This window comes from Mycetocola sp. Y442, assembly GCF_056898615.1.
The window spans coordinates 564,566-580,066 of the sequence record NZ_JBXHBV010000003.1; the positions used below are offsets into that span (position 1 = coordinate 564,566).

The 15,501-nt window shown below is 67.2% G+C and carries 12 protein-coding genes; 11 read left to right on the plus strand and 1 reads right to left on the minus strand.

The annotated features are described in order from the left end of the window. Positions 1-71: 71 nt before the first annotated feature. The 11 genes from AC1X6S_RS14215 to AC1X6S_RS14265 all read left to right on the plus strand — a co-directional run bounded on the left by AC1X6S_RS14215 (position 72) and on the right by AC1X6S_RS14265 (position 14,164). Positions 72-1,265, plus strand: a complete 1,194-nt coding sequence (locus tag AC1X6S_RS14215) for a glycosyltransferase (RefSeq protein WP_483406404.1) — start codon at positions 72-74, stop codon at positions 1,263-1,265. After that, the gene (locus AC1X6S_RS14220) at positions 1,262-2,149 is read left to right on the plus strand and encodes a PIG-L deacetylase family protein (RefSeq protein WP_483406405.1); all 888 of its coding nucleotides are present in this window, start codon (positions 1,262-1,264) and stop codon (positions 2,147-2,149) included. The genes AC1X6S_RS14215 and AC1X6S_RS14220 overlap by 4 nt, the downstream gene beginning before the upstream one ends. Before the next feature lie 663 nt (positions 2,150-2,812). Next, positions 2,813-3,583, plus strand: coding sequence for an FMN-binding negative transcriptional regulator (locus AC1X6S_RS14225; RefSeq protein ID WP_483406406.1), 771 nt, complete (start codon positions 2,813-2,815; stop codon positions 3,581-3,583). After that, on the plus strand, positions 3,580-5,061 hold the full coding sequence (locus tag AC1X6S_RS14230; RefSeq protein ID WP_483406407.1) for an amidohydrolase: 1,482 nt from the start codon (positions 3,580-3,582) through the stop codon (positions 5,059-5,061). Before AC1X6S_RS14225 ends, AC1X6S_RS14230 begins: the two co-directional genes overlap by 4 nt. 221 nt (positions 5,062-5,282) lie before the next feature. Next, positions 5,283-6,878 carry a peptide ABC transporter substrate-binding protein gene (locus AC1X6S_RS14235; RefSeq protein WP_483406408.1) on the plus strand — a complete coding sequence of 532 codons (1,596 nt, stop codon included), beginning with the start codon at positions 5,283-5,285 and terminating at the stop codon, positions 6,876-6,878. A 46-nt stretch (positions 6,879-6,924) separates the two neighbouring features. After that, on the plus strand, positions 6,925-8,331 hold the full coding sequence (locus AC1X6S_RS14240; RefSeq protein ID WP_483406409.1) for a M14 family zinc carboxypeptidase: 1,407 nt from the start codon (positions 6,925-6,927) through the stop codon (positions 8,329-8,331). After that, positions 8,328-9,263 carry an ABC transporter permease gene (locus AC1X6S_RS14245; protein WP_483406410.1) on the plus strand — a complete coding sequence of 312 codons (936 nt, stop codon included), beginning with the start codon at positions 8,328-8,330 and terminating at the stop codon, positions 9,261-9,263. Before AC1X6S_RS14240 ends, AC1X6S_RS14245 begins: the two co-directional genes overlap by 4 nt. Beyond that, entirely contained in the window at positions 9,253-10,143 is an 891-nt protein-coding gene (locus AC1X6S_RS14250; RefSeq protein ID WP_483406411.1) for an ABC transporter permease, read from the plus strand. The genes AC1X6S_RS14245 and AC1X6S_RS14250 overlap by 11 nt, the downstream gene beginning before the upstream one ends. Before the next feature lie 26 nt (positions 10,144-10,169). Beyond that, on the plus strand, positions 10,170-10,715 hold the full coding sequence (locus AC1X6S_RS14255) for a GbsR/MarR family transcriptional regulator (protein ID WP_483406412.1): 546 nt from the start codon (positions 10,170-10,172) through the stop codon (positions 10,713-10,715). A 2-nt stretch (positions 10,716-10,717) separates the two neighbouring features. Next, the gene (locus tag AC1X6S_RS14260) at positions 10,718-12,388 is read left to right on the plus strand and encodes an ABC transporter ATP-binding protein (RefSeq protein WP_483406413.1); all 1,671 of its coding nucleotides are present in this window, start codon (positions 10,718-10,720) and stop codon (positions 12,386-12,388) included. Between the two features lie 168 nt (positions 12,389-12,556). Then, on the plus strand, positions 12,557-14,164 hold the full coding sequence (locus AC1X6S_RS14265) for a M20/M25/M40 family metallo-hydrolase (protein ID WP_483406414.1): 1,608 nt from the start codon (positions 12,557-12,559) through the stop codon (positions 14,162-14,164). A 692-nt stretch (positions 14,165-14,856) separates the two neighbouring features. Here the strand turns inward: AC1X6S_RS14265 and AC1X6S_RS14270 are convergent. Beyond that, entirely contained in the window at positions 14,857-15,306 is a 450-nt protein-coding gene (locus tag AC1X6S_RS14270) for a hypothetical protein (protein ID WP_483406415.1), read from the minus strand. Positions 15,307-15,501 lie beyond the last annotated feature (195 nt).

The following is a 15,501-nucleotide window of genomic DNA, read 5'->3' on the forward strand; positions in this document are numbered from 1 at the left end:
GCCGCCCTGCCCCGCCGAGCGCCGCGCCCGCCCCACCGGCACACCCGGCCCCCGCGATCTAGACTCGGTAAGTGCCACTCCGTATCCTCCTGGTCAGCCTCCACACGTCCCCCGACGACGATCCGGGCACCGGCGACGTCGGCGGCATGAACGTCGCCGTCCGGGCAACGGCCCTCGAGCTCGGCGCGCTCGGCCACACCGTCGACATCGTGACGCGGCGCACCTCGCCGGATATGGCATCCGCTCACCCCATCGCACCCAACGTGATGCTGCACCACGTCGCCGCGGGCCCGCCTGGGCGGCGGGTAAAGGGCGACCACGAGGGCTACATCGACGAGTTTGCGAAGGCGCTCGACGGGTTCGGCGAGGTCGACATCATCCACTCGCACCACTGGTTCTCGGGCATGGCCGCCCTCGACGTCGCGCGCCGCCGCGGCATCCCGCACGTGCAGAGTTTCCACAGCATCGCCGCCGACCCGGCGACTCCGCTCTCGGAGGGCGAGCGCCCGGAATCGCCCGGTCGCATGCGGGGCGAGAAACGCCTTGCCCGTGAATCGGATGCCGTCATCGCCATCAGCGCCGCCGAGCGCGACACCGTCGTGAACCGGCTGGGCGCGCCCGAGTCGCGCGTGGTGGTCGTGGCACCCGGCGTCGACAGTGAACTGTTCTCGCCGCTCGTGAAGCCGTCGAGTGAGCGCCCCGGCTACGTCGTCGTCGCCGCACGGATCGAACCCCTCAAGGGGCTCGACCTCGCGATGAAAACCCTCGCCGCCCTGCCAGCGACCGGGCGACCCGACCTGGTCGTCGCGGGCGGACCGACCACCGGACACGAGGCATACGCCGCCGAACTCCGGACGCTGGGTGATGAGATGGGCATCTCGGTGCGCTTCGTCGGCCCGCAGTCACGCCCGAAGCTGGCAGCGCTGCTCCGCGGGGCGCGGATGCTGCTCGTGCCGTCACACTCCGAGACTTTTGGCCTGGTGGCGCTCGAGGCCGCGGCGAGCGGCATCCCGGTCGTCGCGATGCGATCGGGCGGTCTCGTCGAGGCGGTCGAGCACGGTGTCACCGGGTTGCTCGTGAACTCCCGCGATCCTGCAGCGTGGACGGATGCCGTCGGCCACCTCCTCGCGGACGACGCGTTGGGGCACCAGCTCGGCAACGCCGGACGCGAACGAGCCCTCACCTTCACCTGGCGGCGCAGTGCGGTCGAGACCGCCGACGTGTACGCCCGATTGATCGCAGCGTCGAGCGGAGCGAGGGCGTGACCGGAGCATTTGACACGGAAGATTCCGCCCCCGGCATCAACCCGGGCGAGGGCATAACGGCACCGGCATATAGAACCGACGTCAGCGACCGAAGGGCAATAAGCACGACCGAGCCGGAGCCCGCCGACGCAACCGCGAGCATCCTCACCGGCGTCACCTCAGTGTTACTCGCGCACGCCCACCCCGACGACGAGACCCTCGCCACCGGCGCCCTCATCGCCGAACTCGTCGCGCGCGGCATTCGGGTCACTCTGCTGACCGCCACCCGCGGCGAACAGGGTGAAGTCGTGGCCGGGCCACTGTCGCCGCTCGCCGGCACCCCCGAACTCACGGTCGAACGCGAACGCGAACTCGCCGGCGCGATCGCGGTGCTCGGCATCACCGACCACTACTGGCTCGGCACGCCACCCGCGCGGGGTGCCGGGCTGCCGCAACACACCTACAGCGACTCGGGCATGGCCTGGATCAGCGAGGGAGTCGCCGGTCCTGCCGACGACGCGCCCACCGATGCACTCGCCCTCGCCGGCCTCGCCGACGTCACCACCGATGTCGCCGCCCTGATCGCGACGGTGCAACCCGACCTGGTGATCAGCTATGACGCTCACGGCGGCTACGGGCACCCCGACCACGTGCGCATCCGCGATGCCGCGCTGCAGGCATCCGTCGCCCTCAACATTCCGTTCGCGGAGATTCGCGAGCAGCCAGCGCCGGGTGTGGAGTGGTTCGAGCTCGAACACTGTCGCAACACGATGACGGATGCCCTGCGTCACCATGCGAGCCAGCTCACCGTGTTCGGCGATGAGGTCGTGCACTCGGGCGGGCAGAGGGAGCCGATCCACCCGAGTGTGGGCCTCCGGATCGTCGCCCCGCCCGCTTCGAACTAGAGCCGAGGACGCCCGGCGCCGCTGCCGCCCGCGGTGCCCGAGCTTTCGGGCGGAGAATCGCGGGCCGCGGCGACGCATTGCCCACAGACCCTACGATTTACCTCCCGAAACACACCAATAACCGACCCGTATATACGGGTAGCGGCCGTGCCGCATCGGTCCATCGTGAGCGGCTCCCGCAGCGCCGCACTCCCGTTCAGCCCGCCATTCTCGGAAACGGACGGGAGCCGGAGCAGCGCTGCGCACATGCCTGACGTTTCGGGCGGAAAATCGTGGGGCGCAGCGACGTATCGCCGCCAGACCCGACGATTTACCTCCCGAAGCACACCTGACCGCCGGGGCGTTCGCGGGAAGAAAGCCGGGTCCCCGCGTTTCGGGAGGAGATACGCGGCACCCGACGACGTATTGCCCACACACCCCACGATTTACCTCCCGAAACGAACCTGACCGCCACGGGCCCCGCGCCCGCGCCCCAAGGCGGGCCGCGGGTCCGCTCCCACTCAGCCCATTTTCCATAAAGGGTTGGCCGCACGGCCCCACCCCCCCTCGCAGCCGACCGTTTTCGGCAAATGGGCGGGGGCGAACCGGACCGGCGCCGAGCGCCCCAGCCGGCGGGCCCGACACGTGCGGGAAGCCCCGCGCATCATCTGCGATGATTTCCCCATGCGCCACACGCCCTCATACGTCGTCACCGATCCCGAAGAAGTAAAGCGGCTCATCCGCGGAAACGCGTGGGCGACCATCGTCTCGAACACCGCGAAGGGCCTGGTCGCCTCGCACTACCCGGTGATTCTCGAGGAGGATCGCGAGGGCATCAGCATCGTCAGCCACGTCGGTCGCCCCGACGACCGCGCACTCGAACTCGGCCAGCACGAGGTGATGGTCATCATCCAGGGCCCGCACGGCTACGTATCGCCGAGCTGGTACGGCGACCAGCCCGCCGTACCCACCTGGAACCACGTCACCGCGCACCTCTACGGCGTACCCGAGATCCTCAGCGACGAGGAGAACTGGCGCGTTCTCAGCGAGCTGGTGAGCCACTTCGAGCACAAACTGCCCGAGCCCAAGCTGCTCGAAGACAACGAGGAATACGGGCGGCGCATCGTCTCGGGTACCGTCGGGTTCCGGATGCTGGTGACACGGTTCGAAGCACGCTCGAAGCTCAGCCAGGACAAGCCAGCGGATGTCGTCGACAACGTCATGACCGAACTCGAGCACGGCGCAAACTACGCCCATCCCGACCTCGCTGCGGAGATGCACCGGGTCCACGACGGCGCGGCCCTCGGCAACGACAACAGCGGCGACGGCCGGCAGGCCAGCAACGCCCAAACCGAGACGACCGACACGGCCGACGCCGCGGACACCGCGCCCGACTCCAGCCGCCCCGCCGCCACCCACACCAGCAACGACACCCCCCGAATCCCCGAGTCGTGAGCGCAGAACCCGACAGCCTCGTCCTCCGCGAGGCCCGCATCGGCGAGCGCGTCACCGACGTTCTGATCACCGACGGCCGTATCGCGAAGATTGCCGACGGCATCCGCTCGAGCGCTGAAGAGGTGGCTCTCGACGGCCGCTGGCTGATCCCGGGGCTGTGGGACGAGCACGTGCACTTCAACCAGTGGGCGCTCAAGACGCGGCGACTCGACGTGTCGACCGCCGCAAGCGCACGTGAGGCCGCCCGGATGACCCACGACGCCCTCGTCGCTGCTGGGCCCCAGCCCGTCGACGCCACGGGCCGCCCGCTCACCTTCGTCGCGAATGGATTCCGCGACGGCGTCTGGCCCGACGCCCCCAACCTCGCCGACCTCGACGCCGCTGGGAACGGCGTTCCGATCGTGCTCATCAGCTTCGATCTGCACTCGGTCTGGCTCAACACCGTCGCCCTCGAGATCTTCGGCCACGCCGGGCACCCGACGGGTCTGCTCCGGGAGACGCCCGCGTTCGAGATCGAGAACCTCGTCAACGCGGTTCCGGACTCGATCCTCGATCCGATGGTGAACGATGCAGCAACGGATGCCGCCTCCCGCGGCATCGTCGGAATCGTCGATCTCGAGATGGCCTGGAACCTCGAAAGCTGGGAGCGCCGCATGGCCGCAGGCGCCAACTCACTCCGCGTCGAGTTCGGCATCTACACCCAGCACATCGACCGCGCGATCGCGGAGGGGCTATACACCGGGCAGCGGATCAACGAGCTGCTCACCGTCGGCAGGCACAAGATCATCACGGACGGGTCGCTCGGCACCCGCACGGCGTTCTGCTTCGACGAGTATCCCGGCATGGCCGGGCAGCCGGACGCTCACGGTATCAACGTGGTCCCGCCCACCGAGCTCGCCGAACTGCTAGCCCGCTCGGCAGAAGCCCGACTGCAGGCAACCGTGCACGCGATCGGTGACCGGGCCAACTCCCACGTGCTCGACGCGTTCGAGGCGCTCGGCGTCACCCACGGCAGGATCGAGCACGCCCAGCTCGTCACCGACGCGGACGTCGCGCGGTTCGCCGCCCTCGGCGTCGACGCCAGCGTGCAGCCCGAACACGCCATGGACGACCGCGACATCGCCGACCGGTTCTGGCCTGACCGCACCGCCAATGCCTTCATGCTGCGCTCGTTCGCTGACGCCGGCGTGCGGCTCGTGATGGGCTCGGACGCCCCTGTCGCTCCCCTCGACCCGTGGATCACGATCGCCGCAGCCGTCGGCCGCGCGCGTGACGGTCGTGATCCGTGGCACGTCGAGCAGGCGCTGACGGCTGAGCAGGCCCTGGCGGCGAGCGCGCGAACGGATGTCGAAACCGGTGCGATCGCGGACCTCGCGATCGTCGAGGCCGATCCGTTCACGTCGCCGCCCGAGCAGCTGCGCAATCAGACGGTCGCCGGCACTCTCCTCGGTGGACGCTGGACCCACAACGTCCTGTAGCCGCACACGTTCGCCCCGCCCCGTCGATTACGCCAATGTTTCAGTCTCATAAAACTTTCAATAGATTCTGAAACTTCATTGTGCCGACGCGCGAAGTCACCATACACTCGGGTCACCGCACTCTGCACCAGCCCGCCCACCGTGACACACCCAGCCATGTCGGGCACTTCCACGCACGTTCCCGACCACTGCCGGCCGGCCCCTCGGCCTGAGGAGTAGACATGAGTTTTTCGAAGAAAGCCGGGGTTGGTGCTGCGGCGCTCGTCCTCGCTCTGACCGGTTGTTCGACCGCGGCGACGGATGCCGGAACCGACGATAGCGACACCATCGTCGTCGCCATCGCCGAGCCCGACCACCTGACCCCCGGAAACCACTACTCGTCTTACGAGGTTCTGGTGACGGTCTTCAGCCCGCTCATGTCGATCGAGGACGACGGCACGCTAGAGCCGCTCCAGGCTGAATCTGTCGAATCGGACGACGCCGTCACCTGGACGGTAACCCTTCGCGACGGCTGGACCTTCCACAACGGTGAGCCTGTCACGGCCCAGTCGTACGTCGACGCCTGGAACTACGCGGCGTACGAGCCGAACGCCTGGGTCAACGCCGGCCAGCTCCGTAACATCGTCGGCTACACCGAGCTGAGCCCCGGCGACGGCAGCGAGCCCACCGCCACCGAGCTCAGCGGGCTGAAGGTCGTCGACGAGACGACCTTCACCATCGAGCTCAAGACGGCTGACCGTCAGTTCCCCGCCCAGCTCACCGCCGGCCAGACCGGTCTCTACCCGATGCCGGAGGAGGCCTTCGAGGACCTCGAGGCGTACGACCGCAACCCGATTGGCAATGGTCCGTTCCAGCTCACCGGCGCGTGGGAATCCAACAAGGACATCGTCGTCGAGGCATTCGAGGAGTACGAAGGCCCCGAGCCCACCCTCGACGGCGTCACCTTCCGGCCGTACCTCGACACGGCGGTGGCATACACCGACGCCCTCGCGGGTGAGGTCGACATCGCCGCCGTCCCGGCAAACAAGGTCGCGGTCGCCGAGAACGACTTCGGTGACAGGTTCCACGCCCTCGATGCACCTGGCGTCGATTTCCTCGCCTTCCCCGGCACCGACCCTCGCTTCGATGACGTCCGCGTGCGCCAGGCCATCTCGATGGCCATCGACCGCGACGCGGTCAACGAGGCCATCTACGGTGGCACCCAGATCCCGTCAACGTCACTGACCTCACCGACCATGCCGGGAGACCCCGAGGGGATCTGTGGCGAGTTCTGCGAGTTCGACCCGGATGCCGCGAAGGCACTCCTCGCTGAGGCTGGCGGTTTCGAGGGAACCATGGAGATCGCCTTCGTCGGCGGCTGGGGACAGGAAGACCTCTTCGAGGCCTACGCCAACCAGATCCGCCAGAACCTCGGCATTGAGGACGTCGTCGCAGCACCGTCAACCGACTTCGCTGAGTTCACCGCCCGCGTCGAGTCCGGCGACATCAAGGGAATGGCCCGCGGACGCTGGGGTGCTCTCTACCCCAGCCAGCAGGACACCCTGCACGCGGTCTACACAGCGGCCGGCGACGGCAACTTCGCCACAGGCGGTTACTCCAACCCCGAGGTCGACGCACTGCTCGCCGCAGCGGACTCCGCTGAGACGCTCGAGGAATCGTATGCAGGTTACGAGGAAGCACAGGCCCGTATCCTTGAGGACTTCCCGGTCATTCCGACCTTCGGAAACCGCTACATGTACGCGACGAGCGAGAAGATTGCCGACCTGCACTCCGTCGCAGGCAGCGTTCTGATGAGCCGCGTCGAACTCGCGGAATAGATTCACGACCCACCACCTGCACCGAAATCAAGGGAACACCAAACCAGTGGAAACATCTGCGACCCTCGGTCGCGAGAACCAGGTCGGCTCGCCGGAGAACATCCTCCGGCGGGCTGGCTCGGTCCCCGAGTACACCACCTTTCCTCCCATGGACGAGCTCACCGCTCGGTTCGAGAAGCTCCGCGGCGAACACCCGCAGCTGATCTCTGTGCAACGAATCGGCACCAGCCGGCTCGGCGACGCCCTCGAGATGTACTCGATCGGCGATGGACCCCTGTCGCACCTCGTCGTTGGCGGTGTGCATCCGAACGAACCGGTCGGGGCCTGGACCGCCCTGCACCTGCTCGAGCAGCTCGCCACCGACGACGACCTCCGCATCGGACTCGGCGCGCGCTGGAACATCGTCCCGTGCATCGACCCCGACGGCGCCCGTCTCAACGAGGGCTGGTTCACCAACCCCGGCGACCGCGGCAGTTACGCACGGGCGTTCTACCGTCCAGCCCCGAACGAGCAGGTCGAGTGGACCTTCCCGTTCAGCTACAAGAAGGCGTACTTCGACGCCATGCTGCCCGAGACCCAGGCTCTTGCCCGGGCAATCGACCTCACCAAACCCGACCTCTATGTCGCCCTGCACAACGCGGAAATGGGCGGCGTCTACTACTACCTCACGCGCGACGTTCCCGAGCTCTACGAACTGCTCGCCGCGGTGCCCGAGAGCCTCGGCCTTCCCCTCGACAAGGGTGAGCCCGAGGGCGGCCACCTCAAAGAACTGGCCCCGGCGGTCTTCATCACCGGCAGCCTCGAGGAGGTTTACGACTGGGTCGAATCCCTCGGCGGCGACCCCTTCCCGCCCGGCTCCGGCGGCAACGCGTCGAGTGACTACGCCCTCAGGTACGGCACCCTGTCGCTGATCGCCGAGCTTCCGTACTGGAAACACCCGGATGCCGACAACACCGAGCCTACCGACGAGACCTACTCGGCGCTCCTCGCCCGCACCGGAGAACAGTTCCTCGATTTCGGCACAGAGCTCATCGAGCTGCTCGCCGAGGCCGAGCCCCTGCTCACGATCGACACGCCCTTCCTCCGCGGCTCGCGCGCCTTCGTGCCGATGATGAAGGCCACCGGCGAGTCCAACATCGCGAGATCGCGACAGCCGGAGGCCCAGCGACCGGCGACGGTGGCCGAGCGGTTCGGCTGCGAGGACCTCGTCCACATGTTCCGGCTGCGTTTCGGTGGGATGCTGCTGCGCGCGTTCGAAGCGGAGGTGAACGCCGGTACCGCACCGGCGGAACTCCGACGAATCACCGAACGGATGCTGTCGCTCTATACCGGATGGCAGCGTGAGGCCGCAGATGCAGACAACGCGGAAGTCATCCCGATCTCCTCGCTCGTCGGTGTCCAGTACGGAGCTATTCTCGCCGGGGCGGCCCACTTCGCAGGCACCCTGACATGAGATTCGGGCTCTCGGCGCTGCAGAGGATCGGTGGTCTCGCCATCGTCTTCTTCGGGGTGACGTTCATCATCTATTACTCGGTGTTCGCCCTGCCGGGAGACCCCATCCGTGCACTCGCCGGCGACAAAGCGCTCTCCGACGGCATCATCCAGACGCTGCGCGACAAGTACAACCTGGACGCGCCGCTGTGGGAGCAGTACACGAGATACATCAGCGGCCTGCTTCGCGGCGACTTCGGCATCGACTTCCGTGGCCGCCCGGTCGGCGACCAGATGGCGGCACGCTGGCCGGTCACCATCACCCTCGCACTCACCGCCTGGGCGCTCGAGGTTTTCATCGGACTCGGGATCGGCGTCGTTGCCGCTCTCAAAAAAGGCACCTGGATCGACAAGGGGCTGCTCGCCGGAACCGTCATCGCGAGCTGCATCCCGGTCTTCGTCCTCGGCGCCCTGGCCCAGCTCATCTTCGGTGTCCGGCTCGACCTCCTGCCCGTCGCCGGTGTTTCCGCGGGCTGGCCGGTCTCGTACATCCTGCCGGCCGCCGTCATCGCGATCTTCGGGCTCTCCGCCGTCTCGCGGCTCATGCGCGGTTCAATGCTCGAGAACCTCGGCGCAGACTACGTGCGCACCGCCCGCGCCAAGGGCCTCGGTGAGGGCCGCATCGTCGGCGTGCACGTCATGCGCAACTCCCTCATCCCCGCGTCGACCTACCTCGCCACTGACCTCGGCTACCTGCTCGGCGGCACGGTCATCATCGAGGGCATCTTCAACCTCCCCGGCGTCGGAAACCTGCTGTTCTCGGCGATCCGCATCCACGAGGGCCCGACGATCGTCGGCATCTCAACCGCGCTCATCCTGATTTTCCTCGTCACGTCGCTTCTCGTCGACGCGCTCCACGCCGTCCTGGATCCGAGGGTTCGCTATGGCCGATAATCTCCTTTCCCGCCCGGCAGCAGCCCCGGCGTCGGCCCGATCGGCGGGCAGGCGGGTGCTCAGGCAGCCCGGATTCTTCATCCCGGCTGCCGTCCTTCTCCTGCTCCTCGCGATGTCGCTGGTTCCCGCTCTCTTCGCCGGCCTCTTCGGCAACGGGGATCCCCGGGCGTGTGATCTCAGTAACAGCGCGCAGGCGCCCAGCGCCGGGCATCCGTTCGGCCTTGACCTTCAGGGCTGTGACATCTGGGCCAACGTGATCTACGGCACCCAGACCTCGATCTCGGTCGGCGTGCTCTCCACGGTGGTGTCTGTACTCATCGCCATCACCCTCGGCACGATCGCCGGCCTCTACGGCGGCTGGGCCGACTGGCTGATCTCGCGCCTCACCGAGGTCTTCCTCGGCTTCCCGTTCCTGCTCGCCGCGATCATCGTGCTCGCCGGGGTCGGCGAACGAACCGTCCTCACCGTGAGCATGGTGCTCGCGGTCTTCGGCTGGCCGACCATGGCGAGGCTCGTGCGCTCGAGCGTGAAATCGATTCGATCGAGTGAGTATGTGCTCGCCGCACGCACCATGGGACTCAGCCAGGCCCGCATCATCCTGCGCTACATCCTGCCGAACGCGCTGTCGCCGGTGCTCATCCTCGCCACCATCGCGATCGGGGCCGTCATCGTCGCCGAGAGCTCGCTGACCTACCTCGGCATCGGCCTCGAACCGCCGGTGATCTCGTGGGGCCTGCAGATCGCGGCGGGCTCCCGCGCCTTCCAGACGGCGACGCACATTCTCATCTTCCCGTCCGTTTTCCTCGCGGTCACCGTGCTCAGCGTTATCGTTCTCGGTGACACCCTGCGTTCCGCGTTCGATCCCAAGCGGCAGCAGTGACACCGGCGTCGACGAAAGGACACCCTGTGAGCGACACCACGGATGCAACGGATGCCGCAACGGCGTCAGGCGCTGACGCTGACGAACGTGAGATGGCGCGTCGGCAGTTCGCCGAAGACCTCAGCATCATCTGGGAGGGGGCAGGCACCAACCGCATGGACGGCCGCGTTCTGGGCTACCTGATGATCATGGACCGTCCGTTCATCTCGTCGGCGGAGCTCGCCGCCGCACTGCACGCCAGTGCCGGTGCCGTGTCGATGGCGACCCGGCGGCTGCTCGACACCAACTTCATCAGGCGCCACTCGGTGCCCGGCGATCGCAGCCACTACTTCCGGGCCGAGGAAGACCCGTGGGGCAGCTTCCTCGCCACCGAGAAGAACCACTTCGACCGCGAGATCGAGGTGATCGAAGAGGCTCTCGAGCTGCTCGGCCCCGATGAATCAGCCGCACGCATCCGACTCACCAACGGCCGCGACTACCTCCACTGGATCCACGGCTACCACCACAAAATGCTCGCCGACTGGCAGGCACACAAACACGAGCGTGACGCCCGCGCCTCGGCAAAGGAGTAACAGTGGCAGCTGACGCCGGAGCATCCACCGAGACACCCACGCGCACACCGCTGCTCGCGGTGCGCGACCTCACAGTGACGTTCGACGTCGATGGCGAGACGGGTGTCGGAGTGGACTCAGCGAGCTTCGACGTCGGCCGTGGCGAGGTCGTCGCCATCGTCGGAGAGTCCGGCTCTGGGAAGAGCGTCACCGCGATGAGCGTGCTCGGGCTGCTTCCCGGCAACGCAACAGTCACCGGGTCGATCCGGTTTGACGGCCGTGAACTCCTCGGACTCAGCAACACCGCGTTGCGCAGCGTGCGCGGCGCCCAGATCGCGATGATCTTCCAGGACCCCCTCGCCGCGCTCAACCCGGTCTTCACCGTCGGGTTCCAGCTCAGCGAAGCCGTACGCGCCCACGACAGGAAGCTGTCAGCGGCCGACGCGCGTGCCCGGGTGATCGAGCTGCTCACCCTCGTCGAGATCCCCGACCCCGAGTCGCGCCTCAAGTACTACCCGCACCAGTTCTCCGGCGGACAGTGCCAGCGCATCGTCATCGCGATGGCCCTCGCCCGAGACGCCCAGCTGCTCATCGCCGACGAGCCGACGACAGCGCTCGACGTCACGGTGCAGGCCGAAATTCTCGACGTTCTCCGGCGCATGCGCGAACGACTCGACAGCAGCATCCTGATCATCACCCACGACATGGGCGTCGTGGCCGACCTCGCCGACCGCGTCGTGGTGATGAAGAGCGGTTCTGTGGTCGAGTCGAATACCGCACGCGGGTTGTTTCAGTCGCCGAAGGCGGCGTACACAAGAGACCTTCTTGCGGCGGTGCCCCGGTTCGGCGAGCGCGGTGACACCGCGATAACGGATGAGGCCTCGAGCGCCGTTCTCGACATCCGGAACCTGGTTGTTCAGTATGGGAGTCGGCTCTCCGGGTACTCCCGTGCCGTCGATGACATCACGCTCTGTGTCCGCAAGGGCGAGATCTTCGGGCTCGTCGGTGAATCCGGCAGCGGCAAGACCACGATCGGCCGGGCATCGATTGGGATGGCGCCGATCGCCAGCGGCACCATCGAGGTCGGCGGCATCCGCGTGGACACACGGAACCGGGCCGACCGGCTGCGGATGCGCCGCGGCGTCGGAGTGGTGTTCCAGAATCCGGCGACGTCGCTTAACCCGCGGTACTCGGTCGCGGAAACAGTGGCTGAACCGCTGCGCGTGCACCGGCGCCTGGCCGGGAGCGAGCTGCGCGACCGCACCGACGCACTGCTCGAGTCGGTCGGGCTCGACGGGCGCTGGCGCGACCGGTATCCACACGAGCTGTCGGGCGGGCAGCGGCAACGGGTCGCCATCGCGCGGGCCGTATCGCTCGGGCCGGACCTCCTCATCGCCGACGAACCGACGAGCGCGCTCGACGTGTCAGTGCAGGCACAGGTGCTCGACGTGTTCCGAGAACTGCAGGAGCGACTCGGCTTCGCCTGCCTGTTCATCAGCCACGATCTCGCGGTCGTCGACACACTCTGCGACCGCGTCGCCGTGATGAGCCGCGGCACGATCATTGAGCAGGGTGGCTGTGACGAGGTGCTGAGCTTCCCGCAACACGACTACACACGCACGCTCATCGCATCCGCTCCCGTCCCCGATCCGGACGAGCAGCAGCGGCGGCGCCTGGCGCGACTCGCGGGCTGAAAGCGCCCTACTTCCGCGTGATTCCGCGGTCCCCCAGGCAGGGGACCGGACGAGAGGGATGCTCAGCTCACTCTTCCCCTGCCCCCGTTCAGGGGTCTAGTCTCTGGAACACTGTGCCGGGGTCACGAGTCCCGGTGTAACTGTCACTCTCCAATGAAGGGGCAATACATGTTTCAGAAACGCAAGGTGGGATCCGTGTTCACAGCGGCCCTCGCGACCGGCGCTCTCGTCGCCGTCAGCTTCGCGGGGCCCGCATATGCCGGCGGGGGCAAGGGGCCGGGGCACGGCAACGGGGGTGGCGGCCACGGTCACGGCCACGGCAACCCGGCGGCCAAGTCGGCCTCCGAAATACTGAGGAAGGCTGTTTCAGTCGACGGCATCACGAAGCACCTCGAGGCCCTGCAGGACATCGCCGATGCGAATGGTGGCAACCGCGCCGCCGGCACAGCGGGTCACGTCGCTTCGGCTGACTACATGGAGGCCAAGCTCAAGAAGGCCGGGTACACCACCTGGCGCCAGCCGTTCAGCTACGTCAAGAGCGTGGTGGACACCGCCGCGCTCGAGCAGGTCTCACCCAACCCCCTGACCTACGGCTACCAGGTCGACTTCCTCGAGGCGAGCAACGCATCTGAGGGCGATGTCACCGCTCCGGTGCAGGCTGTCGATGTGAACCTCACCGGGAACCGGGCATCAACAAGCGGTTGCGAGGCTACCGATTTCGCCGGATTCACCGCGGGCAACATCGCCCTCGTGCAGCGCGGAACCTGCGAGTTCCGGGTCAAGGCCGACAACGCCCTCGCGGCGGGAGCGGTCGGAGTGATCATCTTTAATCAGGGCACCGTCACGGGGAGTGACGACCGTACCGGTCTCTTCGCGGGAACGCTGGGCGACACGATCTTCTCACTGCCGGTCGCGACGACAACGTTCGCGCTCGGTGAGCAGCTCGCGACGACCGCTGGCGCCGAAGTGCGACTCGCGTTTGACGCGCACGAGGAGACCATCAACACGTTCAACCTCCTCGCCGACAGCAGGGGTAACGCCAACGAGACCGTCGTCGTCGGCGGACACCTCGACAGCGTTCTCGAAGGCCCGGGCATCAATGACAACGGGTCGGGAACCGCGGCGATCCTCGAGACAGCGCTGCAGATGTCGAAGAAGAACCTCACACCGAAGAACAAGGTGCGTTTCGCGTTCTGGAGCGGGGAGGAAGACGGACTGCTCGGCTCAGAGCACTACGTCGCGCAGCTGACCGATGCTGAGATCCAGCAGCACGCACTCAACCTCAACTTCGACATGCTCGGATCGACCAATGCGGTGCGCTTCGTCTACGACGGCGATGGGGACACGTTCGCGGTCAACCCCAGCCCTCCTCCTGGCTCTGACGTCATCGAGGACACGTTCAACGAGTACTTTGCCTCCCAGGGACTCGCGACGGCGCCTACCGCGTTCGACGGGCGCAGCGACTACGGCCCGTTCATCGCGAACAACATTCCTGCCGGCGGACTGTTCACCGGGGCCGAGAACATCAAGACTGCTGAGCAGGCGGCCATCTTCGGCGGCACTGCCGGTGAGCCGTACGACCCGTGCTACCACGCGGCGTGCGACGACATCAACAACATCGATCCCGTTGTGCTGGAGCAAATGGCGGACGCTCTCGCGCACGCCACGGCGACCTTCGCTGAGACCAAGACCAAGAAGCACGGCGGTAAGGGTCACGGCAAGGGACACCACTACACCGACCGCTGGGACTACAAGGGTCCGCGCGGAAACCGCTAGTTACACCCCTTTCTGAGCCGGGGCCCGTCGCATTCGTGCGGCGGGCCCCGGTTTTGTGTGGGTTGATTTGGGCGGGGCGGATGCCGCATGCATGCTGGCCCCACGGCATCCGTTCATCAGACACAAACGCCGACAAACCCACCGCAAACCCGACATGCACGACGGATGCCGCATGCGTGTCGTGGCCCACGGCATCCGTTCATCAGACACACATGCCGACAGACCCACCGCAAACCCGACATTCGCGACGGATGACGCCCTGCCGACCCCCGCTCCATCCGTTCATCCGACCCAAATGCCGACAGACCCACTGCAAACCTGACATCCACGACGGATGACGCCCTGCCGACCCCCGCTCCATCCGTTCATCCGACCCAAACGCCGACCGACCCACCGCAAACCCAACATGCACGACGGATGACGCCCTGCCGACCCCCACTCCATCCGTTCATCCGACCCAAATGCCGACAGACCCACTGCAAACCCGACATGCACGACGGATGACGCCCGGCCGACCCCCACTCCATCCGTTCATCCGAACCAAACGCCGCCAAACCCACCGCAAACCCGACATGCACGACGGATGACGCCCGGCCGACCCTCGCTCCATCCGTTCATCCGACCCATATGCCGACAGACCCACCGCAAACCCGACATCCACGACGGATGAATGGCGCTCGCTGCTTCGCGGGCTACATCCCCGCTTCCGAGGACGGCGCGAGCCGGCTCGGCGGTTCCTCCCCCTCGAACCAGCCCAGCCAGCCGCCCTCGACGGGCATGATCTCGTACTCGTCACACACGGTGACCACGGCGGGACGTTCCGCAGCGGCCGTCCACGTCGCGGTCAGGACGGGAGCGCCCTCCCGTGCGCGCTCGACACAGTCACCCTCGGGCGGGCTCGACGTCGTGACGCGGATCACCGACAGTCGCCCATCTTTTGTTTCGAGCGAACGGATGTCAGTGGCATCCGTCGGAATCCACCCGGGCATATCGCCGGAGGTCCAGTGCTCGACGGCGGCGTCATAAGTCGCGAAGAGCGCCTCGCGGGAGTTGCTGAGCACGTCCTTCACGGAACACCCACTGAGCGTGAGGGCGACGAGGGTGGCGGCCGCGACGGCGGGGAGAGAGCGGTGTGTGAGCATGACTCCAGTCCAGCGGCTGCGCGCGCACCGCGAATCGGTCCCGGGGTTGATCCGGGGTCCACCGGGAGGATGAACCTGGGGTGAGAAGCCCGGCCGACGCTGCCCGCGGAACCTGGGGTGAGCGCGCCGGCGACACCGCCCCAGCCCCAGCCCCAGCCCCATCCCCACCCAGCAACCGCAGCCCCCGCCCACGCG

Coding starts and splice junctions, on each gene's coding strand:
- AC1X6S_RS14225 (WP_483406406.1), top strand. CDS start 2,813: ATGCGCCACACGCCCTCATACGTCGTCACCGATCCCGAAGAAGTAAAG.
- AC1X6S_RS14235 (WP_483406408.1), top strand. CDS start 5,283: ATGAGTTTTTCGAAGAAAGCCGGGGTTGGTGCTGCGGCGCTCGTCCTC.
- AC1X6S_RS14245 (WP_483406410.1), top strand. CDS start 8,328: ATGAGATTCGGGCTCTCGGCGCTGCAGAGGATCGGTGGTCTCGCCATC.
- AC1X6S_RS14250 (WP_483406411.1), top strand. CDS start 9,253: ATGGCCGATAATCTCCTTTCCCGCCCGGCAGCAGCCCCGGCGTCGGCC.
- AC1X6S_RS14265 (WP_483406414.1), top strand. CDS start 12,557: ATGTTTCAGAAACGCAAGGTGGGATCCGTGTTCACAGCGGCCCTCGCG.
- AC1X6S_RS14270 (WP_483406415.1), bottom strand. CDS start 15,306: ATGCTCACACACCGCTCTCTCCCCGCCGTCGCGGCCGCCACCCTCGTC.